Annotated in this window: 24 protein-coding genes; 17 read left to right on the forward strand and 7 right to left on the reverse strand. The window is 67.7% G+C overall.

The features are described 5' to 3' along the window. The first annotated feature begins 106 nt into the window (after window positions 1-106). A complete protein-coding gene (locus G3A50_RS00775) occupies window positions 107-1,447 on the forward strand; it encodes a GGDEF domain-containing protein (RefSeq protein WP_163073338.1) in 1,341 nt (446 codons plus the stop codon). A 74-nt stretch (window positions 1,448-1,521) separates the two neighbouring features. Here the strand turns inward: G3A50_RS00775 and G3A50_RS00780 are convergent, their stop codons facing one another. Then, window positions 1,522-1,809: a hypothetical protein gene (locus G3A50_RS00780; RefSeq protein WP_163073339.1), complete on the reverse strand. Its 288-nt coding sequence runs from the start codon at window positions 1,807-1,809 to the stop codon at window positions 1,522-1,524. Window positions 1,810-2,053: 244 nt separating this feature from the next. On the opposite strand from G3A50_RS00780, the gene G3A50_RS00785 reads away from it, so the two are divergent. Then, the gene (locus tag G3A50_RS00785; RefSeq protein ID WP_163073340.1) at window positions 2,054-2,884 is read left to right on the forward strand and encodes a hypothetical protein; all 831 of its coding nucleotides are present in this window, start codon (window positions 2,054-2,056) and stop codon (window positions 2,882-2,884) included. 124 nt (window positions 2,885-3,008) lie between these two features. Here the strand turns inward: G3A50_RS00785 and G3A50_RS00790 are convergent, their stop codons facing one another. Together G3A50_RS00790 and G3A50_RS00795 are read right to left on the reverse strand one after the other, a co-directional pair. Then, window positions 3,009-3,701: a sulfite oxidase-like oxidoreductase gene (locus G3A50_RS00790; protein WP_163073341.1), complete on the reverse strand. Its 693-nt coding sequence runs from the start codon at window positions 3,699-3,701 to the stop codon at window positions 3,009-3,011. Window positions 3,702-3,794: 93 nt separating this feature from the next. Next, entirely contained in the window at window positions 3,795-4,526 is a 732-nt protein-coding gene (locus G3A50_RS00795) for a TerC family protein (protein WP_163077150.1), read from the reverse strand. Window positions 4,527-4,977: 451 nt separating this feature from the next. On the opposite strand from G3A50_RS00795, the gene G3A50_RS00800 reads away from it, so the two are divergent. From G3A50_RS00800 to G3A50_RS00830, 7 genes are all read left to right on the forward strand, one after another. After that, window positions 4,978-6,105, forward strand: coding sequence for an extracellular solute-binding protein (locus G3A50_RS00800; RefSeq protein WP_246251993.1), 1,128 nt, complete (start codon window positions 4,978-4,980; stop codon window positions 6,103-6,105). Window positions 6,106-6,238: 133 nt separating this feature from the next. After that, window positions 6,239-7,315 carry an ABC transporter ATP-binding protein gene (locus tag G3A50_RS00805; RefSeq protein WP_163077152.1) on the forward strand — a complete coding sequence of 359 codons (1,077 nt, stop codon included), beginning with the start codon at window positions 6,239-6,241 and terminating at the stop codon, window positions 7,313-7,315. Continuing rightward, window positions 7,308-8,360, forward strand: a complete 1,053-nt coding sequence (locus tag G3A50_RS00810) for an ABC transporter permease (RefSeq protein WP_246251995.1) — start codon at window positions 7,308-7,310, stop codon at window positions 8,358-8,360. The genes G3A50_RS00805 and G3A50_RS00810 overlap by 8 nt, the downstream gene beginning before the upstream one ends. Further along, window positions 8,357-9,157 carry an ABC transporter permease gene (locus G3A50_RS00815; RefSeq protein WP_163073342.1) on the forward strand — a complete coding sequence of 267 codons (801 nt, stop codon included), beginning with the start codon at window positions 8,357-8,359 and terminating at the stop codon, window positions 9,155-9,157. The genes G3A50_RS00810 and G3A50_RS00815 overlap by 4 nt, the downstream gene beginning before the upstream one ends. Window positions 9,158-9,241: 84 nt before the next feature. Continuing rightward, window positions 9,242-9,850, forward strand: coding sequence for a hypothetical protein (locus G3A50_RS00820; RefSeq protein ID WP_246251997.1), 609 nt, complete (start codon window positions 9,242-9,244; stop codon window positions 9,848-9,850). A gap of 111 nt (window positions 9,851-9,961) precedes the next feature. Next, entirely contained in the window at window positions 9,962-10,960 is a 999-nt protein-coding gene (locus tag G3A50_RS00825) for an MBL fold metallo-hydrolase (RefSeq protein ID WP_163073343.1), read from the forward strand. 91 nt (window positions 10,961-11,051) lie between these two features. Continuing rightward, entirely contained in the window at window positions 11,052-11,321 is a 270-nt protein-coding gene (locus tag G3A50_RS00830; RefSeq protein WP_163073344.1) for a DUF3297 family protein, read from the forward strand. A gap of 49 nt (window positions 11,322-11,370) precedes the next feature. Here G3A50_RS00830 and cutA read toward each other — a convergent pair whose 3' ends face one another. After that, window positions 11,371-11,709: a divalent-cation tolerance protein CutA gene (gene cutA / locus G3A50_RS00835; protein ID WP_163073345.1), complete on the reverse strand. Its 339-nt coding sequence runs from the start codon at window positions 11,707-11,709 to the stop codon at window positions 11,371-11,373. A gap of 27 nt (window positions 11,710-11,736) precedes the next feature. Between cutA and G3A50_RS00840 the strand changes: the two genes are divergently transcribed. Further along, window positions 11,737-12,555 carry an NAD kinase gene (locus G3A50_RS00840; protein ID WP_163073346.1) on the forward strand — a complete coding sequence of 273 codons (819 nt, stop codon included), beginning with the start codon at window positions 11,737-11,739 and terminating at the stop codon, window positions 12,553-12,555. On the opposite strand, the gene G3A50_RS00845 is transcribed toward G3A50_RS00840, so the two are convergent. The 3 genes from G3A50_RS00845 to G3A50_RS00855 all read right to left on the reverse strand — a co-directional run bounded on the left by G3A50_RS00845 (window position 12,552) and on the right by G3A50_RS00855 (window position 15,315). Beyond that, window positions 12,552-12,962 (reverse strand): GFA family protein, encoded by a 411-nt coding sequence (locus tag G3A50_RS00845; protein ID WP_163073347.1) that lies wholly within the window; start codon window positions 12,960-12,962, stop codon window positions 12,552-12,554. The two genes, G3A50_RS00840 and G3A50_RS00845, sit on opposite strands and share 4 nt — an antisense overlap. A 36-nt stretch (window positions 12,963-12,998) precedes the next feature. Next, window positions 12,999-14,120 (reverse strand): DUF2336 domain-containing protein, encoded by a 1,122-nt coding sequence (locus G3A50_RS00850; RefSeq protein ID WP_163073348.1) that lies wholly within the window; start codon window positions 14,118-14,120, stop codon window positions 12,999-13,001. 109 nt (window positions 14,121-14,229) lie between these two features. Continuing rightward, window positions 14,230-15,315 (reverse strand): hypothetical protein, encoded by a 1,086-nt coding sequence (locus G3A50_RS00855; protein WP_246252000.1) that lies wholly within the window; start codon window positions 15,313-15,315, stop codon window positions 14,230-14,232. 135 nt (window positions 15,316-15,450) lie between these two features. Between G3A50_RS00855 and G3A50_RS00860 the strand changes: the two genes are divergently transcribed. The 7 genes from G3A50_RS00860 to G3A50_RS00890 all read left to right on the forward strand — a co-directional run bounded on the left by G3A50_RS00860 (window position 15,451) and on the right by G3A50_RS00890 (window position 25,277). Continuing rightward, entirely contained in the window at window positions 15,451-16,023 is a 573-nt protein-coding gene (locus G3A50_RS00860; RefSeq protein WP_163073349.1) for a nitroreductase family protein, read from the forward strand. Further along, on the forward strand, window positions 16,023-16,622 hold the full coding sequence (locus tag G3A50_RS00865; protein WP_163073350.1) for a flavin reductase family protein: 600 nt from the start codon (window positions 16,023-16,025) through the stop codon (window positions 16,620-16,622). The genes G3A50_RS00860 and G3A50_RS00865 overlap by 1 nt, the downstream gene beginning before the upstream one ends. Window positions 16,623-16,785: 163 nt before the next feature. Further along, the gene (locus tag G3A50_RS00870; RefSeq protein WP_163073351.1) at window positions 16,786-17,493 is read left to right on the forward strand and encodes a L,D-transpeptidase; all 708 of its coding nucleotides are present in this window, start codon (window positions 16,786-16,788) and stop codon (window positions 17,491-17,493) included. A 92-nt stretch (window positions 17,494-17,585) separates the two neighbouring features. Then, window positions 17,586-18,227, forward strand: a complete 642-nt coding sequence (gene parA, locus G3A50_RS00875; protein ID WP_163073352.1) for a ParA family partition ATPase — start codon at window positions 17,586-17,588, stop codon at window positions 18,225-18,227. A gap of 202 nt (window positions 18,228-18,429) precedes the next feature. Beyond that, on the forward strand, window positions 18,430-18,717 hold the full coding sequence (locus tag G3A50_RS00880) for a hypothetical protein (protein ID WP_163073353.1): 288 nt from the start codon (window positions 18,430-18,432) through the stop codon (window positions 18,715-18,717). Between the two features lie 327 nt (window positions 18,718-19,044). Continuing rightward, on the forward strand, window positions 19,045-21,006 hold the full coding sequence (locus G3A50_RS00885) for an autotransporter assembly complex protein TamA (protein ID WP_163073354.1): 1,962 nt from the start codon (window positions 19,045-19,047) through the stop codon (window positions 21,004-21,006). After that, on the forward strand, window positions 21,006-25,277 hold the full coding sequence (locus tag G3A50_RS00890) for a translocation/assembly module TamB domain-containing protein (RefSeq protein ID WP_163073355.1): 4,272 nt from the start codon (window positions 21,006-21,008) through the stop codon (window positions 25,275-25,277). Before G3A50_RS00885 ends, G3A50_RS00890 begins: the two co-directional genes overlap by 1 nt. Window positions 25,278-25,302: the final 25 nt, after the last annotated feature.

Raw genomic sequence — 25,302 nt, forward strand, 5'->3', positions numbered from 1 at the left:
CGATTCGGCCTTATGTTTGATGGCTGGTCAGCGCCGAAAGAAGGCTTCGGCCGGCTGCCTGGCACGTTCATACCCTGCCCTCGACATGAACCGCGCTCCACCGCCCATGCCCGACCCTGCCGCACTCCACTGGCTTTCACATGTCGCGGTGCCGATGCTGGCGGCGCGCGCGGGCACGGTCGTGGCGATGAACCCCCTGGCGGCGGAACTGTTCGGGCGCGGGCAGGATGCGCTGCCGTTGGAACTGACGGCCCTGCTGGGAGAGGCGGCCCACGCGCTCGAGGCTCTCTTGCAGCCCGACACGCCGCCGGCCCCGCGAGCAATCGCGCTGAGATGCACCCTCCAAGGCGAGACACGCCCGCTCAAGGTCGGCGCACGGAGAGTGGACCCGGGGCAGGACGGCGGCGATGCGATCTGGGCGCTGACCCTCATTCCCGGGGACGAGGCCGCGCCGGTGCCATCCGAGGCCGATCAATCGGAGGTTCCCCACGCGGCCGGGCACGCCGGCACCGGAGGTGGCGGCGCCGCAGGCAACGACGAATGGGTCCGGCTCCTGCCCGCCATACTGGAGCGGCTGCCGGTCGCGCTTCTCATCGAAGACGAAAATGACGTGGGCGTCTTCGTCAATGACGGCTTCGCCGACATCTTCGAATATCGCCTCGACGAGATCGCCGCGCTCGACGACTGGTGGAACAAGCTCTACCCGGACCCGGTCGTGCGCGAGGAAGCCCGGAGGGACTGGGCCGACACGCTTGCCAATGCCGCCGCCGGCGACGGCACCATCTCGGCATCGGAATTCGAGATCCGCAGCGGCAGCGGCACCAACAAGATGGTGCAGTTTCACAGTTTTCGTATCAGCGGCTACCGCGTCCACTCCTATTTCGATGTCACCCATCGCCACCAGCTGGCCGCCGATCTGCGGATCCTCGCCGATACGGACGCCCTGACCGGCGTCCTGAACCGGCGCAGCTTCCTTCAGCACGCGACCCATCTGATACGCAGCAACCTGCCCTTCGCCGCGCTGGTTTTGGACATCGATCACTTCAAACAGGTCAACGACCGGTTCGGCCATGGCTTCGGCGATCAGGTGCTGGTGGAGGTGGCCACTCGCTGCCGCGGCGCGCTGCGGGAGGGGGATGTTCTGGCACGGCTGGGCGGCGAGGAGTTCGCCGTGCTGCTACCGGGGGAGGACGCCGCCTGCGCAGCGGCGGTGGCCGAGCGTCTGCGCGCCGTCATCGCGGCGGCCCCGGTGTCAGGACCGCTAGGGAGCCATCCGGTCTCCGTCAGCATCGGCGGCGCCTGCGCGTGGCCGGGCGGCGTGATCGAAGACCTGCTGCAATGCGCTGACAACGCGCTCTACGAAGCCAAGCGGTCAGGGCGGAACTGCGTCCGGTTCGATCCAGGCCGCGGACCCGCGGCGACGCCACCGCCCTTCCCGGATCCATAGATCCTTCCCGGTCAGCCAGTCCGCACACGCGTGTCAGGTCGGCCGCGCCCCGACCGACGTGCCTTCGATCGACGTCAGATCGGCGCGGCGACACGCCCCCAGCCACTCTGCGCGGAGGTCCCGGCATCGGTTCCGAACAGCTGGGGCGGTTCCAGAGCCGCCGAAGGCGGCAGGGTGTCGAGCACGGGCGATGGCGGCCGCAGGAATGTCCCGCCTCCAATATCGGCAAGCCAGAGAGCGAGAAGGATCACGGCGGCTATTCCCACCCATCCGCCCGGGGCGGGAGCGCTGCGGGCACGCCCGATCACCGTAAGAACAGCGACAGCGCACAGGCACAGCGCGACGAGCCAGAGCATAACCATTTTGAGCGCCTTTCACGGCCAGTTTCAAACGGCTAATCAGTTCAAACGCGCATCCCGCCTTCCGGTTCCCCCACCCTACGGGCCCCGGAGCCGACCCGATGGAGACTCCGCATTATTTCTTTCGCGTAAGGCACTGAGATTCCCACGAATCAGTTATGTTGATTCAAATTTCCTGGGGGATCTGGACATGCAGGCAAAGTGGCGTGCACCGGCGTGCTATGTCGGCGTTGCAGTCTTATGCGCGTTGTATCTTTCCATCGTGCCGGGTGTCAGGATTACTGACATCTGCGCCGGCGCCGGACTTGGCGCCGCGGTGATGTGGGCGATCAACGAGTGGGAGACCGGCAAGTGGAACGTGCCGGTCACGGCACAGACCATGGCGCTCGCCGCTCAGGCGGTGGCCGTGCCTGCGGCTCAGGCCCAAGCCGCTCCGGCTCAAGCCGCTCCGGCACAGGCTGCTGTGGCCGCCGGTGAGGCTGCGGCCGTCGGCGCACTTCCCCCCGAACAGCAGGCCGCCGCCCATTCTCCTGAGCCCCGCCCGCGCGTCGATTCCGGCGTCGCCACGGCGGAGACTCTGGAAAAGTGGGAAATCGACGAGAAGGAGCCCGGCTGGGACCCCTCCGCGCTCGCCGAGACCTGGGCCAAGCTGCGCCGCGAACTGTCGAGCGCGGGGCCCAAGCGGGCGTCCGCCGTCGCCGCCGACCTGCCCCGTACCGCGCAGCTTGCCAAGGGCCCGATCCCGGGAATGGCCCAGCCCGCCGCGTCCCGCAGCACACGCGCCTACAACCCCACACCCGCGCAGCCGGTCACGGCAATGGCGTCGGCCAGCGTGGCCTCGGCGAGCGCGGCTTCCGGCCGGCAGACCCTGTCGTCAAAGCTGGCCTCGGCAACCAGCACCGGATCGAGCGCCAAGCCGGTCACCGCGTCCTATACGGTGGGCGGCTCCTATGGCGCCGGATCGCTGTCGTCGTCGATGATGTCCCCGCCGGCGGGCACGCTGCGCAAGACCGCGGGCGCTGCCGAGCCGTCGCGTGCCCCCGCGTTCCTCCGCCCCGGCACCAGCCGGCCGCGCTGACCGGCCACGCAGACCCAGAACAAGAACGGCCGGGCCCCACAGCCCGGCCGTTTTCATGTCGGCAACGCCTCCCGGCAGCAAGGCCCCTGGCAGCGAGGCGCATCGCGGCTCATTCCTCGGCGGCTCATTCCTCGTCGGAATAGCGCTGTTCCTTCCAGGGATCCGCGTGGTTGTGGTAGCCCCGCTCTTCCCAGAAGCCCCGCCTGTCGCTGGTGCGGAACTCGATCTGCTTGAGCCACTTGGCGCTCTTCCAGAAATAGAGATGCGGCACCACCAGCCGCACCGGACCGCCGTGCTCGACGGTGAGCGGCCGCCCTTCCCAGCTGTGCACCAGCAGCGCGTCCTCGGCGGCGAAATCCTCCAGCGCGAGATTGGTGGTGTAGCCGTCGTAGGAATGCAGCATCACGTGGGATGCCTCGGGGCGAGGCATCACGATGTCCAAAAGGTCCCGCGTCGTCACCCCGTCCCAGCCATTGTCGTAGCGCGACCAGGTGGTGACGCAGTGGATGTCGGTCACTTCGTGCGTCTGCTTCTGCGCACTGAAGACCGCCCAGTCCCATGACACCGGGTTCTCCACCGCACCGGTCACGTCGAGCCGCCAGGTCTCCAGCGGAACGCGCGGCTGCGGGCCGAGGTCGAGCACCGGCCAGTCGCGCACCAGGTGCTGGCCCGGCGGCAGGCGCTCGCCCTCCTCGCGGGTCACGCGCCCGGTGAGGAATTTGCCCTCGCGGGCCCAGCGCTGTTTGGTCGTGGTCAGCTTGCTGTTGGCGGGAAGCGGCGTTGCCTCGCCACCCGCCGTGTCGTTCTCCTCGGCCATGCTCGCTACTCCTCGGAATGGAGCCGCCATCATAGCACTGGCCGGCGGCATGTCCTTGCGCAGGAACACGCCGCCGGCTCGCGGGAAGAGGCGTCAGGCCTTCTGTCGGCGGCGGTGGAGCATGTTCAGCCCCTCCACGCCGGCCGAGAACGCCATCGCGGTGTAGATGTAGCCCTTGGAGACGTGGGCGCCGAAGCCTTCCGCGATCAGCGTGGTGCCGATCAGCAGCAGGAACCCGAGGGCCAGCATCACGATGGACGGGTTGCGGGCGATGAAGTTCGCCAGCGGCCCGGCCGCGAACAGCATGGTCAGCACCGCCACGATGACCGCGATCACCATGATCGGGATGTGGTCGGTCATGCCTACGGCGGTGATGATGCTGTCGACCGAGAACACCAGATCCAGGATCAGGATCTGCACGATGGCGGCACTGAAGCCCATCTGCAGGCTCCCGCCCTCCATCTCATGCTGCTCGTCGGGTGGCGCCATGGTGTGGTGGATCTCCTTGGTCGCCTTCCACACCAGGAACAGGCCACCGGTGATCAGGATGATGTCGCGCCAGGAGAAGGGCTGGTCGAACACGGTGAACACCGGCTCGGTGAGCTGCACGATGATCGCCACCATGCTCAGCAGGCCCAGCCGCATGATCAGCGCCAGACCGATGCCGATCCTGCGCGCACGCGGGCGGATATCTCCAGGCAGTTTGTTGGTCAGGATCGAGATGAACAGCAGGTTGTCGATGCCGAGAACGACTTCCATCGCGATCAGCGTGACAAGTGCCGCCCATGCCGCCGGGCTGGCGGCAAGTTCCATCAGATACTCCACCGGATCACTCCCCCCGATTCGACGCGACATTGCGCGCGCCGTGCATTGACGCACGACGTGGGCAACAACATCCAGACAACAGGATAAAACGCTTCATGAGCGGACACGACTCCAGCCGGCGCGACATCGGAGAAGCGATCCGACATCACGCGAACGCCGGCTCGGCTCGCGTCAGAGGGGCCCGGATCAACGGGTAGCGGCAATCTAGGCCAGCGCCGCCAGGACGCCAGCGCCGCCGACCATGACAGATTGTCGCACCCTATCCACACACCCCCGACGGATCAGCTGCGTAATCGTTGTATAAAAGCGACATAAATCTTGTCGGTTTGCGACCCGCATCCGTCCACAGGCCCACGGCGCTTTGAGCGCCTCCCACCTCGTGTCATCGTCCGTTCATCGCCCCTGAATAGAGCGGTCGCAGTTCCGCCCCCAGGGGCATAGGGAGGTTCTGATGACACGTTTTTCCCGTCGCGACCTGATGAAGGCCAGCGCCTTCGTGCTGGCGGCTCCGGCTGTGCTGCGCGCCCATGACGCGCTCGCCAGCTCCGGCTCGGTCGATGTCTATGCGTGGGGTGATTATTTCGACAAGAACACGCTCCTCGCCGACTTCACCAACGCCACCGGCGTCAAGGTGAACCTGTCGACCTACGGGTCGAACGAGGAAGCCGAGAACAAGCTCCGCGCCGCCGGCGGCAAGGGCTTCGACCTGCTGTTCCCCTCGGTCGATACCGGCCCGAACTACTACAAGGACAACCTGCTTCAGCCGATCGACGAGTCGAAGTTCAAGGCCGATCAGGTCATCGCCTCGATCTACCGCAACTCGCTGACCCTCGGCGCCGCCCATCGCGGCAAGCGCTATCTGGTTCCCTTCGACTGGGGCACCGAGGGCGTGACCTGGGATTCGACCAAGTTCCCCGGCAAAAAGTCCGGCGAAATCTCCTATGGCGACATGTGGCTGCCGGGTAACCCGAAACAGACCGCCATCCGCCAGAAGTCGGTCTTCAACGGCGTCGCGCTCTATCTCGACGCCAATGGCACGGTGCCCTCCAACCGTGGCCTTGACCTCTACAAGTCGGAAGCCGAGAGCCGCCGCGTCTTCGAGGGCGTGCTGAAGTTCATCGTCGAGCACAAGGCCGACATCGGCGCGTTCTGGAACAACGCCACCGAGGCGACCGCCGCGTTCACCGACGCGGGCTGCACCATCGGCCAGACCTGGGACACCACCGGCATTCTTCTCCACCGCAACGTGGACAAGAAGTGGAGCTACGGCATGCCCAAGGAAGGCGGCCTGGCCTGGACCGACACTCTCGCCATCCCGTCGGGTGCGGCCAATGTCGAGCAGGCCTATGCGCTGGCGAACTTCCTCTACCAGCCCGAGGTCGGTGCCCGTTTCTCCAACACCACCGGCTACAACTCCTGCGCCAAGGGCGCGTCGCAGTTCCTCTCCGACGACGCCCGCGCCGCCTTCGAGGCCGCCTATCCGGGCGACACCATCGACAACCTGTTCTGGTGGCCGATGCAGACGGACTTCTACGCCAAGCTGCGCGGCGAGTACGTCGAGAAGCTCACCAACGCCTGATCGGCGTCGTCTCCACGAAACGTCATCCCCGGGCGTGTCCCGGGGATCCACGCCAGCTCGGATGGCCCCCGAGAACGTGGACGGCCGGGACCCGCCCGGCCTTGACGCCCCACACGGTGCCGATGGCGATCTCATGCGCGGCAAGGACGTCCGTCTCGACAAAGTCTCGATCCGCTTCGGGGACGCCACGGCGGTGCACCCCACCGACCTGTCGATCCATGCCGGCGAGTTCTTCTCCATCCTCGGACCGTCCGGCTGCGGCAAGACCACCCTCCTGCGCACGGTTTCCGGCTTCATCGAGCCCACAGAAGGCCGTGTGCTGATCGGTGGGGAGGATATGGTCGGCAAAGGTCCGAACGAGCGTCCCACCGCGCTGATCTTCCAGAACCTCGCGCTGTTCCCGCTGATGAGCGTGGCGGAAAACGTCGCCTTCGGGCTGGAAGCGCGCGGCGTGGGCAAGGCCGAGCGGCTGCGCCGGGCGCAGGAACTGCTGGATCTCGTCGCGCTGGGAGGCTTCGGCGACAAGAAGCCGGCCGACCTTTCCGGCGGCCAGCGCCAGCGCGTCGCCATTGCGCGGGCGCTCGCGGTGGAGCCCTCCGTGCTGCTGCTCGACGAGCCGCTCTCCGCGCTCGACCTCAAGCTGCGCCAGCACATGCGTGCCGAATTGCGCGCGATCCAGCGCCGGGTCGGCATCACCTTCATCTACATCACCCACGACCAGGGCGAGGCGCTCGCCATGTCCGACCGCGTGGCGGTGATGAGCCGCGGCCGGCTGGAGCAGGTCGCCGAGGCTGATGCGCTCTATGCCGACCCCGCCACGCCCTTCGTCGCCACCTTCGTCGGCGAACAGAATGTGATGCACGGCAAGGTCGCCTCGCTCTCCGACGGCCAGGCCGTGGTCGACACCCCGATCGGGCGCTTCAACGGGCGCGCACGCGGCCCGCTCGCCATCGGGGATGAGGCGCTGATGCTGGTGCGGCCCGAGCGTATCGAGCTTGCCGGCGCGGGCGACAACACGATCACCGCGCGTCTGGTGGCCCGCAATCTCGAAGGCCCCTCGGTCAATCTGGTCTGCGCCGCCGGCGACCAGCCGCTCACCGTCACCGTGCCCAACGGGCCGACCGCGCGCGCGCTGCCGGAAATGCTGACGCTCTCCTTCAGCCGGCAGGACGCGCTGGTCTTTCCCAAGGGGGCACTCGCCAATGGCTAGCCGGTTCCTGGGAGGCATCTCGCGTGCCTATGGCCGGCCGCTGGCCGCGCTCATCATCGCCATCACCGTGCTGTGGATCCTGGCGCTGATTCTGGTGCCGCTCGGCGCGATGCTGCAGCAGGCGCTGTGGTGGAAGGAATCGGCGGGCGAGGTCTCGCTCACCATCGACCGGCTCTACAACGACATCTCGATCCTGGAGCTCGATCGCGGCAACGCCACCGACCCGGCGAAGCAGGCCGCGCTTGATGCCCAGCTGGCGACCAAGCAGGCCGAGGTCACCACGCTGGAGGCGCAGGAGAAGGACCCGCCGCGCCGTTATGGCCTGTCCAACTTCACCCGCATGAGCTCGCTCCACCTCTACATCTTCGCGCGCACCATCATGTACGCGTTGATGGTGACGGCGCTGGCGCTCATCGTCTGCTATCCGGTGGCCTATGTGGTGGCGCTGGCGTCGGGCCCGCGCAAGGCGATCATCCTCACCGTGTGCCTGATCGTGCCCTACGCGATCAACGAGTTGCTGCGCGTCTATGCCTGGCTGATGATTCTCGACTATCGCGGCGTCATCAACGGCGTGCTGGGCTGGCTCGGCATCGTCGACCTCGACAATCGCGGCTGGATTCCCTTCCTGGAAAACCCCTCCGCCGTCTTCCTGGCGATGATCTACACCTATGTCCTGTTCATGGTGTTCCCGATGGTGAACACGCTGGAGACGCTGGACCGCAACCAGATCGAGGCCGCCCGCGACCTCGGCGCGTCCACCGCGCGGATTCATCGCCGGGTCATCATCCCGCACGCCAAGCCGGGCATCGCGGTCGGCTGCATCATGACCTTCATGCTGTCCGCCGGCTCCTACTCGGTGCCCGCGATCATGACGCGCGGACAGGGCGGGGACTGGTTCTCCCAGCTGGTCTATCGCCAGTTCTACGAGAGCAACAACTGGAACATGGGCTCGGCCTACGCGGTCTCGCTGCTTGTGGTCTGCACCGCCTTCATCCTCATCATGATGCGCCTGTTCGGCGTCGGACTGCGGGATATTGCGAAATGAGCGCTTCCGCCGCCGACAGCCGCGCCGCCCAGCTCGTGCTCAACATCTATATCGGGCTGTTCGTGCTCTATCTCTTCCTGCCGCTGGCGGTGATGTCGGCGGCGGCGTTCAATTCCTACGACTACCCCTCCGTCACCCAGTGGAAGGGGTTCACGCTGGAGTGGTTCGTCGCCCTCGCCCATGACCAGCGCCTGCTGCAGGGGCTGCTGAACTCGATCATGGTCGCGGCCGGGGTGATCGTGGTGTCGATCCCGGCGGGCCTTTCGGGCGCGCTCATCCTCACCCGGCTGGGCCAGCACTCGGGCACGGTGCTCTATTCGGTGCTGGTTTCGCCGGTGCTGACGCCGGGCATCATCCTCGGCATTTCCAGCCTCATTTTCTGGCGCGAATTCGGCGTGTCGGGCGGGCTGTTCGTGGCGGTGATGGCGCAGTCGAGCTTCATCGCCTCCTACGCGATGCTGCTCTTCCTCGCCCGCCTGCAACGCCAGGATCGCACGCTGGAAGAGGCCGCGCTCGACCTTGGCGCCAGCCATGTCATGGTGTTCCGGCGGATCACCCTGCCCTTCCTCGCACCGACCTGCTTCACCGCCGCCGTCGTCGCGTTCCTGCAATCCTTCGAGAACTACAATACCACCGTCTTCGCCATTGGCGGCGAGTGGACACTGGTGACCGAGATCGCCTCGCGCATGCGTTTCGGCCTGTCGCCAGTCATCAATGTTGTGGGCGTGATCTTCGTCGTGGTGACATTGCTTGCCGCGACGGCCTATGTGCTGCTCAGGCGCAAGCCGGCTCGCTGATGGCGAGCGTCGATCCGTGTCGCCGGCGGCCCATCGGCCGACAGGCGGCGCGGCCGGCGAAGATGCCCTCGGAGGTTCGGCCCGATGAAATCTGCATGGTACGCGGCAGCGATTGCCGCCTTCGCCAGCCTTTCCACCCTCGTCACGTTTGCCGGGCAGCCGGCGCGCGCCGGCAGCAACGAGATCGGCATCTCGCTCACCACCCAGCGCGAGCCGAATGACTTCAACGCCAGCAAGTCCACGGTCACCAGCGTCAGCTACCGGCACAGCTTCGACAACAACGTGCTGCTCGGGGCCACGGTGAAATATTACGACCTCAGCCACACCACCGCGTGGGACCTGAAGTCCGAAGCCGGGCTTGGCTACAAATACGCGCTGTCGGATGCGTTTTCGCTCGTCGGCATGGCGTGGCTGGGCTCGAATGTGCGCAGCAATGCCTCAGACTTCGTCTACTACTCGCTCACCGCCTCGGCGGACTGGAAGCTCACGCCGATCGTAACCTGGTCCATCGTCAACCTGCGCTACCGCAACGCCTTCGACACCAGCTACGATTTCGATACCCCGGCGGTGGGCACCGCGCTCGGCTTCAAGATCAACGACGCCAATTCCGTTTCCGTCGGCTTCACCCGCGAGTGGTCCGACGGAAAGGTCTCGGACAACGAGATCGGCGTCGGCTACAAATACCACTTCTAGGGCGGCTCTCACCCGAACGTGAAGCGCGGCGCGGTGACCGGCTGACCTTGCGCCACTAGCCTGCGCGCGCCGGTCCCCCATGGGGCCGGCCTTCAGCCCATGGAGCCCGCGATGACGCAATTCTCACGCCGCAACATTCTCGCTGGCGCCGCCGCACTGCCGGCGCTTGCCACCGCCCTGCCGCTCCTTTCCGGTGTTCTCGCCTCCAGCTCGGCCGAGGCCCAGACCGGTTCGGGCCAGCAGGTGCCGAGCCTTTATCGCTACAAGATCGGCGGCATCGAGGTCACGGCGGTGAATGATGGCGTGCGCACCTTCCCGCTGCCGGAGGGCTTCGTGAAGAATGCCAGCCGCGAGGAGGTGAACACCGCGCTCGAAGCCGCTTTCATGCCCAAGGACACGATGTCGATCCAGTTCAACCCGCTGCTGCTGAAGACCGGCGGCAAGCTGGTGCTCATCGACACCGGCAACGGCCCGCAGGGCGGCAATGCGAGCGTGGGCAAGCTTCCCGCCAATCTCGCCTGGGCCGGGGTGAAGCCGGCCGACATCGACACGGTGGTGATCTCCCATTTCCACGCCGACCACATCAACGGCCTGCGCGCCGAGGATGGAGCTTTGGCCTTCCCCAATGCGGAGATCCTGGTGCCGGCCGCCGAGTGGGCCTACTGGATGGATGACGGCGAAATGAGCCGCGCCGCGGAAGGGCTTCAGGGCGGCTTCAAGAATGCCCGCCGGGTGTTCAAGGACATCGACAGCCGGGTCACCCGTTACGAGTGGGACAAGGAAATCGCCCCCGGCCTCACCGCCGTGGACGCGGCCGGCCACACGCCGGGGCATACCGCCTTCGTGCTCGCCGACGGCAATGGCAAGCTGTTCATCCAGTCCGACACCACCAACCTGCCGCAGCTTTTCGCGGTCCATCCCGAATGGCAGGTGCAGTTCGACATGGACGGCGCCAAGGCCACCGAGACCCGCAAGCGCATCTACGACATGATCGCGGCCGAGCGCCTGCCGATCACCGGCTATCACTACCCCTTCCCCGCCGTCGGTTTCGTGCGCAAGAACGATGGCGGCTACGAGGTGGTGCCGGCGACGTGGAACCCGGTGCTCTGAGGCGCGCCACGCGCCGGCGATCTGCCGGCTTGGCATCTTGCGGAGGCGCGGCTATGTCTCGCCTCCGCATTCGAGCCGCTAAGGACACCAGATGAGCGAAAACCTGCCCGACCGCCTTTCCAGCGATCCGACCAGCCCGTTCTATGACGAGGCCCTGCTCGCGCGCGGCGTCGGCATCCGGTTCAAGGGTGTTGAGAAGACCAATGTCGAGGAATACTGCGTCAGCGAAGGCTGGGTCCGCGTCGCGGTCGGCAAGGCCAAGGACCGCGCCGGCAACCCGATGACGGTCAAGCTCAAGGGCCCGGTCGAGCCCTATCTGCAGGACAAGCCCGAAGCGGCGCAGGAAAACCCCGAAGCCTGACGCGCGCAGGCCCGGCGCGCCTGAAACGCGGCACCCATGAGGCCGGGGACTACTCCCCGGTTTCCTCCGCGATCCAGTCCAGATAGTCGGGATCGCCGCCCAGCACCGGCAGGAACAGGATCGCCGGCGTGTCGTAGGAATGGCGCGCCCGCACCGCCTGCGCCACCGCGTCGGCAAGGTCCTCGCGGGTCTTCAGGATCATCACCACCTCGGCCGCCCGCTCGATCTCGCCATGCCAGCGATAGATCGACACCATGCCCGGCATGATGTTGACGCAGGCCGCCAGCCCGTCGGCAACAATGGCCCGTCCCGCCGCTTCGGCCTCGACGGCGCTCGGCCAGGTCGTATAGACCATAATGGTGCCATAGCCGTCTCCCGGCTCCATCATCTCCACCCCCTGCCCGGGCTCCCCAGCATGAACGACGTCGCCCGCCCCACCCCGGAATCGCCTGCGGATGCTGACGCCTCGCCAGCATATGGCCGAATCGCCTTCGTCGCGAGCGAGGCTCCGGACGCCCTGCAGGCGCAGGCGCAGCTGGTCGCCCGCTACGGCAACATCGCCCCCGAGAACGCCGACATCGTCGTGGCGCTCGGCGGCGATGGCTTCATGCTGCAAAGCCTGCATCGCTTCCGCGATTCCGGCCTGCCGATCTACGGCATGAACCGGGGCTCGGTCGGCTTCCTGATGAACTCGTACCGCCAGGAAGACCTGCCCGCGCGCATCGCCGCCGCCCAGCGCGTCGTCATTCATCCGCTGATGATGGAAGCCACCGACGTCAACGGGCGCCAGCATCGCGCGCCGGCGATCAACGAGGTCTCGCTGATCCGCCAGTCCTACCAGGCGGCCAAGCTGCGCATCGCCATCGACGGCAAGATGCGCATGGAGGAGCTGATCTGCGACGGCGTGCTGGTGGCGACGCCCGCCGGCTCCACCGCCTACAATCTCTCGGCGCAGGGGCCGATCCTGCCCATCGGCACGCCGCTGCTCGCGGTCACGCCGATCTCGGCCTTCCGTCCCCGCCGCTGGCGCGGGGCGCTGGTGCCGGACCGCGCGCGGGTCGACATCGCGGTGCTGGAGTTCGAAAAGCGTCCCGTCAACGCCACGGCCGACCATTTCCAGGTACTGAACGTGGTGGCGGTGCGCGCCAAGCTCGATAATGATTCCTCGATGACCATGCTGGTCGACCGCGATCACTCCATCGAGGAACGCATCCTGCGCGAGCAGTTCGGCTAGAGCGCGTCGGGCGCCTCGCCCTCGAACCGGCCCGCCCCCTCGCGGTCGCGCGGGTAGTGACGCGTCATCGGGAAAGCCGGCAGCCAGGCTTCCCGGCGGATGGTCCAGAGTTCATAGGTCGGCGTGAGCTGGTTCGGGTCGTCGAGGGCGCCCAGATTCACCTCGATCTCGTCGCCGCTGCGCCCGAAGACCGATGAGCCGCAGGTCGGGCAGAAGAACCGCCCGGCATAGTCGCGGGTGTCGCCCTCGATCGTCACCGCCTCTTCCGGAAATATCGCGGAGGCATGGAACAGCGCGCCGTGATGCTTGCGGCAGTCGAGGCAGTGGCACAGGCCAACCCGGTACGGGCGTCCCGAGGCGACGAGGCGCAGCTTTCCGCACAGGCATCCACCCGTGAACCGGTCCATGCCCCATCTCCTCCTGCGGTGCCGACCGCCGCGCGGCTAGGCCGCCTCGCGCCGCGTCTGGGCCTCGCGCGCGGCTTCCTGCTTCCAGCGCTCCAGCACGCCAACCAGCTGGTTGCCGCGGGCGCCCTCGGCGGCGTAGCGCTCCAGCACAGTGTCGACGATGCGCCGCTTCAGCCCCGCCTCGTCCTCCGCCTCATCGAGGTAATCCTCGCGCTGCACCACTTCCAGCGCGGTGCGGAAGGCGAGATAGGCACCGCTCGGCAGGCCGATCCGGCTGTAGAGCACGCGGAAGGCCTCGCCCGAGCGGTCGGCGGCGAGCGCCGCGATGCGGTCGGTCGGCAGGCCGGAGAGCACCGACACCGATTCCAGGAACAGCCGCACCTGGCCGGAGAGCAGCGCCCTGAGCGCCAGCGCCGGGGTGAGCTGGCTCTGGCTCTGCAGCGTCTCCACCAGCGCGCGCACATCCGCACCCTGCCGTGCCGCGGTCTCCACCACCGCGCTGTCGCACGCCTCGCGGGCCACGCGGGCGGCGACATCGGGCGCCAGCCATTGGCGCTGGGCGACGAAAGCCGACAGCGTGCCCGCCACCGCGCGGATCACCGCATAGTGGGCCGCCGCCGGCAGGTCCGGCCGCGCCAGCAGTGCCTCGCGGATCGCACCATGATGGCCGTGGCGGGAGACGATGCGCCCGAGCGCGAAACCGGGAATGTCGGCGGAGGCATTGCGCACCAGCGCGAGACATGCCGCCGCATGGCCGGTTTCCGACAGGGCGGCGGCCACGGGAGCGGGCAGCCGGGCGCGCGAGGCGATGGCCGCCTGGCGGGTGGCATCGCCGGCCTCGCAGAATTCGATCAGTTCGCGCTCGTTCAGCACCGGCGAGCAGGCCAGCATCAGTTGTCCCGGTTCGCCTTCGAGCCGGGCGAGCCGCAGCGCGACATCGGCGGGCACCAGCGGATGCCGGCACAGCGCCTCCACCAGCGCGAGGCGCACGGTCGGCGAGGGATCGGCGAGAAGACCCGGCAGCGCGGCCTCGATCTCCGCGCGGTCGGCCGCCCCGAGATCGGATCTGAGATAGGCGCCGGCGAGCGCCGACATCGCCTTGCCCCGCGTCGCCTCGGGCGCCGTCCGGACCCATAGCAGAAACTGACGCACGATCATCGCAAATCCCCTCCGTCACTACGGGTGAGGCGATGATGGCCGCCGGGTGTTTAAGAAAGCGTTGACCATATGCCGACGAAAGCCAAAGGCGTCCCGCGCCGGCCGCAGGTCAGTCGCCGGAGCCCTCGTTCAGCTCGGCGGGGGCGGCCTGTTCGCCGACCACGACCTCGATCGGCCCGTCCTTGCCGGCCTCGACCGTGAACTCCTTGCTGTAGGTCTTGCCCTCATAGCGGGCCACGCCGATGTAATCGCCCTCGGTGAGCGCGAAGGTGGGCAGCGGCTCGGAGGATTCCTTGATGCTGTCGCCGCCCGGCGTCAGCACGGACCACTGCGTGTCCGTCAGCGGCTGGCCCCCGGCGGCGTTCACCAGGCGCAGCGTCACCTCGGCGGCACGCTGGTGCAGCGTGGCGTCCGTCACCTTGCCCGGCGCCACCGAAAGGTCGGCCTGAATGGTGGCGTTGCCGTCGCCATAGGTGGACACGACGTAATAGTCGCCGGCGGGCAGAATCACGAGATCGCCGGGATTGGCGTCGCGGAAGATCGGGCGGGTCGAAGCGCGTCCCTGCAGGAAGCTGCCTTCATAGATATCGTAGGTCACCTTCTCCGGTGGCAGCGGCTTGTCGGCCACGTCGCTGTGCAGCGTGATCGCGCCGGCGGCGAGAATGAGCTGCTCGCGCCGCGATTCATCGCCGACCACGATGCGCCGGGCCACGCTCGCCAGCCCGTAGGAGACATGCACCACATAGCCGCCCGGCGAGAGGAAGAACACCGGCGCCGGCTCGGCTGCCTCCGCCACCAGCGGGTAGGCGCCGGACGCCTCGGCCCGGTCGGCGAAGACGCGCCAGACCAGCCCGCGCGGAATCAACGGCTCCTTCTCGCCGAAGCGCACGCTCATGCCGATCGCGGCCTTACCCGGCGGGGGCTGCGGCAGGATGGTGTGGGGATCGCCCTTGGCGGGCACGCCCGCGCCAGCCGGGGGCATGAGGGGCGGGCCGAGACGCGGGTCGGCCGCGAGGGGTTCGTCGCCGACGAACGGCATCGCGCGGGGCGAGGACTGCGCCAGCTGAAGCGGGCCCTGCGCCTGCGCCGGCAGCGCCGTGCCCGCGATCACCAGCGCTGCCCAAAGGGCATGCCGGGAAAAGGCGAAAACCTGGGTGGCGGGGGCGACGGGGCGGCGGCGGAACGGCTGGTGCATGCGGTCACTGGTGCAGGCAAACGACGGCAAATTCAAGTCACCGCGAACCGGCATCGGGCTACCCGCATGCCGCCCCGCGCGTTTGGTCACCGGCCGCGCGTCGTGCTACCCGCTGTTGGCAAAGGACAAGGCATCATGAGCACCCGATATCCAGACGCCCTCACCCTCCTCAGGACCCGCCGGAGCCCCAAGCTCCTTGACATGTCCGGCCCCGGCCCCAAGCCGGCCGAGGTCGACGAAATGCTCGCCATCGCCTCGCGCGTGCCCGATCACGGCAAACTCACGCCGTGGCGGTTCATCGTGTTCGAGGGCGAGGCCCGCAGCCGTGCCGGCGAGGTCATCGCGCAGGCCTTCCTTGCCGACAATCCGGACGCCGAACCCGAGCGGGTCGCCATCGAGCGCGCGCGCCTCACCCACGCCCCCACGGTGATCGCGGTGGTCTCGGTCGCACGGCCCCATGCCAAGATCCCGGAATGGGAGCAGACCCTTTCCGCCGCCGCCGCGACGCTGCTGGTGGTCGCGGCCAATGCGCTCGGCTATTCCGCCACCTGGCTCACCCAGTGGTACAGCTACGATGCCCGCGTGCGAGCCGCCCTCGGCCTCTCCCCCGACGAGCGGTTCATCGGCTTCGTGCATGTCGGCACCCCGGCCAATCCGCCCGAAGACCGTCCCCGCCCCGCGCTCACCGATATCGTCACGAGGTTCTGATGTTCTACGAACCCGCCCGCCGCAATCACGGCCTGCCGCACGACCCGCTCAAGGCGATCGTCACACCCCGCCCGATCGGGTGGATCTCGACCCTGTCGGAAGACGGCGTCGCCAATCTCGCCCCCTACTCCTTCTTCAACATGGTGAGCGAGCAGCCCAGCATCGTGATGTTCTCCAGCGCCGGCATGAAACACTCGGCGCTGAATGCCCTCGCCACCGGCGAGTTCGTCTGCAACCTCGCCACGCTGGAGCTGATCGAGCAGGTCAATCTTTCTTCCAAGCCCATCGCGGCGGATGAGAGCGAGTTCGACCTCACCGGCCTTGCCCCCGCCCCCTCGCGCATGGTCAAGCCGCCGCGCGTGGCCCTCGCCCCCTGCGCGCTGGAATGCGTTGTCACCGAGACGCTGGAGCCGAAGGACCGCCACGGCGCCCCTTCCGGGCGGCATCTGGTGTTCGGCGAGATCGTGGGCGTGCACATCGACGACGCCTTCATCGAGAATGGTCTGGTGCGCACCGACCGCCTCCACGCCCTCGCCCGTTGCGGCTATTTCGACTACGCCTGGGTCGACCAGTTGCGCTCGGTCCCGCGCCCGACCTGAGCGGGAAAAGCCCCCCGCAACCCGGCGACAACCTGAACAGCACAGCCCTGCGGAGAAACGCCGGAATGGACTTCCGGCCGCTCACCTTTGCGTATCTGGCAACGACTTGTTCACCATAAGCGTATAAAAACGGCGCAAGTTGACCGCTGGAGGGTTGCGGACCATGAAGACTTTCGATCGTCGCGCCGTGCTCGGCTTTTCGCTTGCCGGAGCTGCGCTGGCGCTTGGCGGGTGCCAGCGGACCACGACCGCGGGCGCGCCTCTCGAACCGATTTCCTCGGTGTCGAGCTATGCCAGCATGGGGCAGGTGGGCACCTATGGAGCGGTTTCCGACCGCTTCCCCATCGCCTCCTTCGACACCTCGTCGATCAACCCGGCCTATCTGCGCCGCGAGGTCGCCTACACGACCAGCCAGCCGCCGGGAACGATCGTCATCGATCCGCGCGAGCACTACCTTTATTACGTGATGCCCGGCGGCCGAGCGATGCGCTACGGCGTGGGCGTGGGCAAGGAAGGCTTCGGCTGGTCCGGCACCGCCACCATCAATTCCAAGCAGGAATGGCCGGACTGGTATCCCCCGGCGGAAATGATCGCGCGCCGTCCCGACATCAAGCCGCAGCTATCCAAGCTGCAGAGCGGCATCGGCGTCGCCGGCGGCCTGTCGAACCCGCTCGGCGCACGGGCCATGTATCTGTGGCAGAACGGCAAGGACACGCTCTACCGCATCCACGGCACGCTGGAGCCCACCACCATCGGCACCAACGTGTCCTCCGGCTGCATCCGCATGATCAACCAGGACGCGATCGACCTGTACAACCGCGTCACGGTTGGCACCAAGGTCGTGGTGCTGGGCGCCAGCGCCGGGGTCTGACACCCCGCCCGCGCCCGCGCAATCCCGGCTGCGAATAATCATTGCCGCCCGCTCGCTGCGGTGCAAACCTGAGCGAACGGGGGGCCTGACGGATGAGCGGTCGAATCATCACCATCGCCCAGCAGAAGGGCGGCTCGGGCAAGACGACGGTGGCCGCGCATCTGGCGGTCGCGCTGGCGCGTGGCGGCGGGCGCGTGGTTCTGGTCGACTGCGACCCGCAGGGCAGCCTCGGCGAATGGTTCGAGGCCCGCGAGCAGACGCTGGGCGAAGACCGCACCGGCCTCGCCTTCCGCACCGCCAGCGGCTGGGGCGCGCGCCGCGAGGCCCGCGCGCTCGGGCGCGACTATGATTTCGTCGTCATCGACACCCCGCCCAAATCCGACGTCGAATCCCGCCCGGCCATCGAGGCGGCGAGCCTCGTCGCGGTTCCGGTCCAGCCCACCCCGATCGATCTATGGGCGACGCAGCCGACGCTGGAAATGGTTGCCAAGGAAGGCATCGCCAGCCTCATCGTGATCAACCGCGCCCTCTCGCGCGTCGGCCTGACGCAAGAGATCACCGAGGCCATCCGCGCGCTCGGCCATCCCGCCGCCGCGACCCGCCTGGGCAACCGCGTCGCCTTCGCCGCCAGCATGGGCGATGGGCTGACGGTCATGGAAACCTCCCCGGGTAGCAAGGGGGCCGACGAGGTCGAGGCCCTGGCGCTGGAAATCCGCGCCCAGCTCGGCGTCTGAGACCCCTCCTCCGCGCCGGTTTCAAGCCGCCGGAAAGTCCCGTCCCGTGGCGGCTTCGCGCCACCGGCGGACCCGACCCCACATCTGTGTGACCGGCCGGGCGGGAACTGTATCCGCACCTTGCCCGTTGTCCCCGTGAAGCGCGCCGGATCGACGACACGCGTCGTCACCGGCGCCAGGACGCGAGACAAGGAGACGTGACATGAAGAAATTCATCATCGCTGCCGCCGCCATCGGTACGCTGGGTCTCACGGCCACCGCCGCAGGTGCCGAGGTTCTGTACGATCGCTATGGCAACCCCGTCGCCGTGGAGCGCCAGATGGAGCCGCGCGGCCCGGTCATGATCGAGGGGCGCAACGTCGCCGTTCCGGTCGAGGGCGGCAATGGCACCTATTACCGTGGCTATCCCAATCCGGTGCCGGACTGGTACCGCCCGGGCGTCGAGCCCTACATCGGCAAGCAGATCGAACAGGACATGAAGGGCGGCTAACGCCTCAATCGTCCGAAAGACAAGAAACCTGTCTCCGGTCCGTCCGGGGAACCAACTTCACGAGGCGCGGGCCGCAGGGCCCGCGTCTTTTTTTAGCGCCCTAGTTTACCGTCAAGCGGTTGACCTTGCGGTGCGATCACGGCAATCAGCGTTATAGTGGGGGCTGGAAAGCTAATATTCATTGCCGTGGCGATAGGTTCGCGGCTTCATGGTGTCCGGGCAGCTGTGCGTGCAGGACACTGGATCGAACCTGACGTCGGATGAAGCATATTGACGGGTGGCGTAACAAGGCTTGCGGGTAGACGGGAACGCGCTGTTTGTGCGGCTATGACGCTCGCCTTCACGGCTCTGGCTCCCTTGCCGCGCGCCAGCGCGCAAACGGCACCACAGACAGAAGCCCAGACTGAAGTCGAGAAGAAGACCGAGCCCGGTCTTTTCAATGACCTGGCCAATCTTTTTAATCCCCAGCGCATTGCCAATGCCGGCCCGCCCCCTGCGGATGCCGTGCCCTATGCGCTCACGATCAACGTCCATGGCGACAGCGATCTGCGCAAGGCGATCGAGGCCGCGTCCAATCTCGAAACGCTGAAGCAGCGTGACCCGTCGGGCGCCGCCGGGCTGGTGCGCCGGGCGCTGGCCGACCAACGCGACCTTACCGCCGCGCTCTATTCGGCCGGCTACTATGCCGGCATCGTGCGCATCACCATCGCCGGCAACGCGCCGGACGCGCCCAACATCTTCCAGATCGTGGAAGCCGCGCATGCCCGCGGCCACGTGCCGATCGTGGTGGATATCGAACCGGGCCAGCAGTTCCACTTTGGCGAGGTGCGCCTGCTCGACGCCAAGACCGGCCGCCCGCTCGCCGACAGCCCGACCTTCCGTGCGCTTCGCATGGTGCCCGGCGAACCGGCGCTGGCGACGCAGATCGTGCGCGCCGAAGGCATCATCGTCGATTATTACCGCCAGTCCGGCCATCCCTTCGTCCATGTCGTCGACCGCGATATCGTCGCCGATCACGCCACGCACAAGCTCGACGTCACGATGCGCGTCGACACCGGCCCCCGCGCGACCTTCGGCCGTTTCACCGTCTCGGGCGCGGATTTCCTCACGCCCAATTTCATCGAGGACCGGATCGAGATCCCGCCGGGCACGCCCTATTCGCCGGAGGTGCTGAACCGGCTGCGGCGCCGTCTGCTGACCTATGAATCCATCGGCGGCGTGCGCATCAACGAGGCGTCAAAGCTCGATAGCGACGGCACCCTGCCGATCGAGATCGTGGTGACCGGGCGCAAGCCGCGCTATTTCGGCTTCTCCGCGACCTATTCCTCCACCGACGGGTCGCTGGCTGACGTGTTCTGGGGCCATCGCAACCTGTTTGGCGGCGGCGAGACGCTGCGCCTCGACGCGCAGGTGTCCTGGTTCGGCGAGAAGCCGGACGCGGTGCCGGACGCCGACCCCTTCGGCTACAAGCTCTCCGCTTCGTTCATGAAGCCGGGCATCTACACCGCACAGGACGATCTGCTGGCGAATGCCGCGGTCCTGCGCGAGGTGACGAACGCCTATGTGCGCGAGGCCGTCACCTTCCTGGCCGGCGTGCGTCATCGCTTCAACGACCAGCTCAGCCTTCAGGTCAGCCTCGATCTGGAGCAGTCGCGGGTCGAGGATTCCACGGGCACCCGCGATTACAGCATCATCGGTATCCCGTTCTATATGAACTACGATTCCACCGACAATGAGCTGGACCCCTCGCGCGGCATCCGGTTCTCCGGCACGGTGGAGCCCTACGCCTATCTCGGCGAAGCGGGCGCGGGAACAACCATGGTGGACATGTCGTTCTCCACCTATCACGCCTTCGACGAGGAAAAGCGCTACATCCTGGCGGGGCGTGTGTCCGGTGGCAGCGTCATCGGGGCCAGCAACATCTATGACGTGCCGCCGCAGCGGCGTTTCTATGTCGGCGGCGGCGGCACCGTGCGCGGCTATGACTACCAGTCGATCAGCCCGCGCGACGCGGACGACATCATCATCGGCGGTCTCAGCTATTTCGTGGCTTCCGCCGAGGCGCGCATCCGCGTCACCGACACGATCGGCATCGTGCCTTTCGTGGACATGGGCGCCGCCTTCTCCTCGGCGACGCCGGACTTTGACGGCCTGAAATACTCGGCGGGTATTGGTCTGCGCTATTACACGGCGGTCGGTCCGCTGCGGCTCGATCTCGCCTTCCCGATCAACCCAGGGCCCGATGACGGCGATTTCGGGCTCTATGTCAGCTTGGGGCAGGCATTCTGATGGTTCGTGTTCTGAAGGTTCTCGGCCTTGTGCTTCTCACTCTGGTGGGAGTGCTGCTGCTTGCCTTCGGCGCGATCCAGACCCCGCCCGGCAAGGCGATGCTGGCGCGTCTGGGCTCTTCCCTCGCCTCCTCGGACGGCCTGACCGTCACCATCTCCGACATTGGCGGCTTCGTGCCCTTCGACATGAGCGTCGGACACATCGAGGCCGCCGACGCGGGCGGCGCCTTCGCGCAGGTCGACGGGCTGCGGCTGTCGTGGCGCCCGCTGGCGCTGCTCCAGCGCACGCTCGACGTCACCCGGCTGGAAGCTGACACCCTGAAGCTCGCCCGCCTGCCGGATCTGCCGCCGGCCGCGCCCTCCGAGAGTTCGGACAGTTCCTCCTTCGCCCTGCCGGTGCGCGTGACGCGCCTCGCCATCGGCGACATCGAACTTGGCGAACCGGTGCTCGGCCATCCCGCGCGGCTGTCCTTCGAGGCCTCGGCCGACATCGCCTCGCTGGCGCGCGGCCTTTCGGTCGATTTCGACCTGGCCCGGCTGGACGAGCCCGGCAGCGTGAAGGGTCGCGCCGCCTATGCGCCGGAGACCGGCAATCTGGAACTCGACATCGCCGCGCGCGAGCCCGCGGGTGGGTTGATCGCCCGCGCTGCCGGCGTCGACGGGCTGCCGGAAATCGAGGCCACGCTGAAGGGCGCGGGTCCGCTGGACAATTGGGACGGCCGCCTGAACCTCAAGGCGGGCGACATTGCCGAGGCCGGTGGCGTGGCCGGCATCCGCGCCATGGGGGAGAACCACCGCGTCACCTTCGCCATCGACGCCGACATCGCCCGGCTGCTGCCCGCCGACATCGCGCCGCTGTTCGAGGGCCGCACCGAGCTTTCCGGCGCCGCCACCGTCGCCCCGGACCAGGCCGTCACGCTGGAGAAGGTCTCGGCCCGCGCCGCCGGCTTTGGCGCCGCGCTCAACGGCACGGTCAGCGCGGACCGCGTGTTCGACCTCTCCTTTGACGTCACCGCCGGCGACGCCGCCCGGTTCTCGACACTGGTTCCCGAAATCGTCTGGCAGGGCATACGGGCGAACGGCACGCTCAAGGGCACGCAGACCGCCCCCGCGATCGACGCCCGCCTCGCCGCCACCGGGCTCAAGGGCATGGGCTACGGCGCCGCCAGCGTCGACGTCGCGCTCACCACCACCCCGGCCACCGACGGCAGCCTCGCGGCGACCGCCAAGGGCACCGCGCAGGGTCTCAGCGCGGAAGACCCCGAGGTTGCCGGCGCGCTCGGCACCACGGGCGATTTCAGCGTGGCGGCAACCGTACCCGCCGGCCCCGATGTCGGCCGCACCGCACTCACCGACCTGACGCTCCGCCTCACCGCCCTCACTGCCCACTTCGCCGGCCATGCCGATTCCAGCACCATCGCCGGCCAGCTCGACGTGCAGCGCCTCGACCTCGCCGCCTTCGCCCCCCTCGCCGGCCGCCCCCTGTCCGGCATCGCCACGCTCGACGCCGGCGTCGACGGCAGCACTGATCTGAGCCGGCTTTCGCTGACCCTGAAGGGCTCCGCCGAAAACCTCACCACCGGCATCGCGCAGGTCGACAGCCTGGTGGGCAAGGGCCTGAAAGTGGATGGCGCGCTGGCGCGGGATGGCGAAAACGCGATTTCCGTCAATAACTTGAAAGTCGATGCCGAGGGCCTTGCGCTGATCCTCGACGGCCGCGTCGCCACCGATCTCGCCGACCTCACCGCCAAGCTCTCCCTCGACAACCTCGCCCGTCTCGACCCACGCGTGAGCGGCGCGATGGAAGCCGATGCGGCTTTTTCCGGCACGCTGGAACATCTGGGCGTGACCGCGAAGGTCTCGATCCCGGAGGGCCGGGCGATGGATCGCCCGCTGAGCAATCTCGCCCTCAATGTGACCGCCAGCGACATCACCGGCACGGTGGGCGGGAAATTCCAGCTTTCCGGCGAGGTGGGCGGTAAGCCCGCGACCGGCGCCGGCGCGCTGGAAACCCTCGCCGACGGCACACGCCGCCTCACCGGGCTGGACATCGCGGTCGGTTCCGTGACCGCCAGCGGCGACGTTGCGGTGGCCCCGAACAGCCTCATGACCGGGCGTCTCGACGTGAAGGCGGGCAACCTCGCCGACATCTCCGCGCTGACGCTCACCGAAGCCACGGGCCGCATCGATGCTGATGTGGCGCTGGATATTGTCGAGGGACGTCAACGGGTTGCGGTCAAGGCGGATGCGGCGGACGTGCGCTTCGCCGGGCAGCGCGTGGGCACCGCGAAGATCGACGCGGTCGTCACCGATCCGTTCAAGGTGCCGCTCATCAACGGCACCGTCGACCTCGCCGCCGTGGACCTGTCCGGTGTCGTCATCGAGAGCGCCAAGCTGGACGCGAAGGGCACCACGGCCGGCACCAACCTCACGCTCAACGCGCTGGCGCAGGGGATCCAGTTGCGCACCACTGGGCGTCTGGACCCGCTGGGCGGCGACGGCGCCCGGCTGCGCCTCGACCAGCTTTCCGCCGCGCGCGGCAGGGTTTCCGTAAACACGACGGCGCCGGTGACCTTCACCCTCGCGAATGGAACCATCACTATCGACAGGCTGGCCCTGTCAGCCGGCGGCGGCACCGCCACCATCTCCGGCAAGGTGGGGGAGACGCTCGATCTCACCGTCGACGCCCGCGCCCTGCCGCTTTCCCTCGCCGAAATCGCCGTGCCGAACCTGAACCTTTCCGGCACCCTTGCTGCCCGTGCCCGCGTCACCGGCACGCCGTCGCGGCCGTCGGGCACCTATGAGGTGACCATCAACCGCCTCAACACCCCGGACATCACCAACACCGGCGCCGGACCGTTCGACATCACCGCCCGCGGCACACTCGCGGACGGACGCGCCACCATCAATTCCACCATCACCGGCCGCCACCTGAGCGGCGTCGCGATCAACGGCTCGGTTCCCGTCGCAGCCGGCAATCTGGACCTCGCCATTCGCGGTGCCGTCGACCTCGCCTTCATCAACCCCCTCCTCGCCACCACCGGCGCCCGCCTCACGGGCACCGCGACGGTGGACGCGACGCTGCGCGGCACCGCGGCCGCGCCGCGTGCCGGCGGCACCATACGTGTCAGCGGCGGGCGGTTCGACGATGCGGTCAATGGAGTGGCTCTCGACCGCATCGAGGCCCTGATCACCGGCACCGAGCGTACGGTTACGGTAACGTCCTTCAATGCCCGCACCACCAATGGCGGCAGCGTGAGCGGACGTGGAACGGTGAACATTGACCCCTCCGCCGGCTTCCCGGGCAAGATCGATCTCGATCTTGTCAATGCAGGTGTGGTCAACAGCGACATGATGCGCCTCGTGGCTGAGGGCCGGATTGCCGTCGAAGGCGCCTTCATCAGGGATCCGCGCATCACCGGCCGCATCACGCTGCGTGCTCTCGACATCAGCATTCCCGATCGCTTCCCCGGCGGCGTGCAGGATCTGGATGTTCGCCACGTAAATGCTGGAAAACGCTTCAAGAATTCCCGGTCTGCCCAGCAGCGGGCGGACCCGGCCGTTCGCGGTGGGGGCCTCCCGCTCGATCTGGTCATCGCGGCGCCGAACAACACGGTCTTCGTGCGCGGCCTTGGCGTCGATGCGCAGCTGGGCGGTGAACTGCGCCTGTCCGGCACGAGCCGCGCGCCGGTGACGAACGGCGCGTTCGAGATGCGGCGCGGCACGTTCGAGTTCGGCTCGCGCCGGCTCACCTTCACGCGCGGACGCATCACGTTCACCGGCAATACCGACCCCGAGCTCGACTTCGTGGCCGAGACGACGGCGCAGGACATAACCGCCCGCGTCCTCATTAGTGGTCCTGCATCGCAGCCCGATATCAGCTTCACCTCGACCCCGAGCCTACCTCAGGACGAGGTACTGTCTCGCCTTCTGTTCGGCCGTTCAGCCGGCGCGCTCAATGCCAGCCAGGCGATTCAGCTCGCACAGATCGTTGCCCAGTTTTCCGGTGGCGCCGGCGTGCTGGATAATGTCCGCCGCTCGCTTGGCGTCGACAATCTGGAGCTTGGCACCGACTCGAGCGGCACCGGTGGGCAGGTGGGCATCGGCCGCCGTCTGAACGACAACATCTATCTTGGCGTGAGGCAGGGAACGTCGTCGGCGTCCAGCCGCGTGACCGTCGACATCGACGTCACGCGCAACATCAAGCTGCAGGGCGCCACCGGTTCGAATGGCTCCGCCGAGGTCGGCATCGGAGCTCAGTGGGACTACTGAGCGCCGACGTCTCGGGTCCTTCAGC

Origin of the sequence: Ancylobacter pratisalsi, assembly GCF_010669125.1 — a bacterium.
In the GTDB taxonomy this organism is placed as follows: domain Bacteria; phylum Pseudomonadota; class Alphaproteobacteria; order Rhizobiales; family Xanthobacteraceae; genus Ancylobacter; species Ancylobacter pratisalsi.

Coding starts and splice junctions, on each gene's coding strand:
- G3A50_RS00845 (WP_163073347.1), bottom strand. CDS start 12,962: ATGGACCGGTTCACGGGTGGATGCCTGTGCGGAAAGCTGCGCCTCGTC.
- cutA (WP_163073345.1), bottom strand. CDS start 11,709: ATGATGGAGCCGGGAGACGGCTATGGCACCATTATGGTCTATACGACC.
- G3A50_RS00830 (WP_163073344.1), top strand. CDS start 11,052: ATGAGCGAAAACCTGCCCGACCGCCTTTCCAGCGATCCGACCAGCCCG.
- G3A50_RS00850 (WP_163073348.1), bottom strand. CDS start 14,120: ATGATCGTGCGTCAGTTTCTGCTATGGGTCCGGACGGCGCCCGAGGCG.
- G3A50_RS00870 (WP_163073351.1), top strand. CDS start 16,786: ATGAAGACTTTCGATCGTCGCGCCGTGCTCGGCTTTTCGCTTGCCGGA.
- G3A50_RS00775 (WP_163073338.1), top strand. CDS start 107: ATGCCCGACCCTGCCGCACTCCACTGGCTTTCACATGTCGCGGTGCCG.
- G3A50_RS00855 (WP_246252000.1), bottom strand. CDS start 15,315: ATGCACCAGCCGTTCCGCCGCCGCCCCGTCGCCCCCGCCACCCAGGTT.
- G3A50_RS00790 (WP_163073341.1), bottom strand. CDS start 3,701: ATGGCCGAGGAGAACGACACGGCGGGTGGCGAGGCAACGCCGCTTCCC.
- G3A50_RS00805 (WP_163077152.1), top strand. CDS start 6,239: ATGCGCGGCAAGGACGTCCGTCTCGACAAAGTCTCGATCCGCTTCGGG.
- G3A50_RS00860 (WP_163073349.1), top strand. CDS start 15,451: ATGAGCACCCGATATCCAGACGCCCTCACCCTCCTCAGGACCCGCCGG.
- G3A50_RS00820 (WP_246251997.1), top strand. CDS start 9,242: ATGAAATCTGCATGGTACGCGGCAGCGATTGCCGCCTTCGCCAGCCTT.
- G3A50_RS00800 (WP_246251993.1), top strand. CDS start 4,978: ATGACACGTTTTTCCCGTCGCGACCTGATGAAGGCCAGCGCCTTCGTG.
- G3A50_RS00840 (WP_163073346.1), top strand. CDS start 11,737: ATGAACGACGTCGCCCGCCCCACCCCGGAATCGCCTGCGGATGCTGAC.
- G3A50_RS00780 (WP_163073339.1), bottom strand. CDS start 1,809: ATGGTTATGCTCTGGCTCGTCGCGCTGTGCCTGTGCGCTGTCGCTGTT.
- G3A50_RS00865 (WP_163073350.1), top strand. CDS start 16,023: ATGTTCTACGAACCCGCCCGCCGCAATCACGGCCTGCCGCACGACCCG.
- G3A50_RS00890 (WP_163073355.1), top strand. CDS start 21,006: ATGGTTCGTGTTCTGAAGGTTCTCGGCCTTGTGCTTCTCACTCTGGTG.
- G3A50_RS00810 (WP_246251995.1), top strand. CDS start 7,308: ATGGCTAGCCGGTTCCTGGGAGGCATCTCGCGTGCCTATGGCCGGCCG.
- G3A50_RS00885 (WP_163073354.1), top strand. CDS start 19,045: ATGACGCTCGCCTTCACGGCTCTGGCTCCCTTGCCGCGCGCCAGCGCG.
- G3A50_RS00880 (WP_163073353.1), top strand. CDS start 18,430: ATGAAGAAATTCATCATCGCTGCCGCCGCCATCGGTACGCTGGGTCTC.
- G3A50_RS00815 (WP_163073342.1), top strand. CDS start 8,357: ATGAGCGCTTCCGCCGCCGACAGCCGCGCCGCCCAGCTCGTGCTCAAC.
- G3A50_RS00825 (WP_163073343.1), top strand. CDS start 9,962: ATGACGCAATTCTCACGCCGCAACATTCTCGCTGGCGCCGCCGCACTG.
- parA (WP_163073352.1), top strand. CDS start 17,586: ATGAGCGGTCGAATCATCACCATCGCCCAGCAGAAGGGCGGCTCGGGC.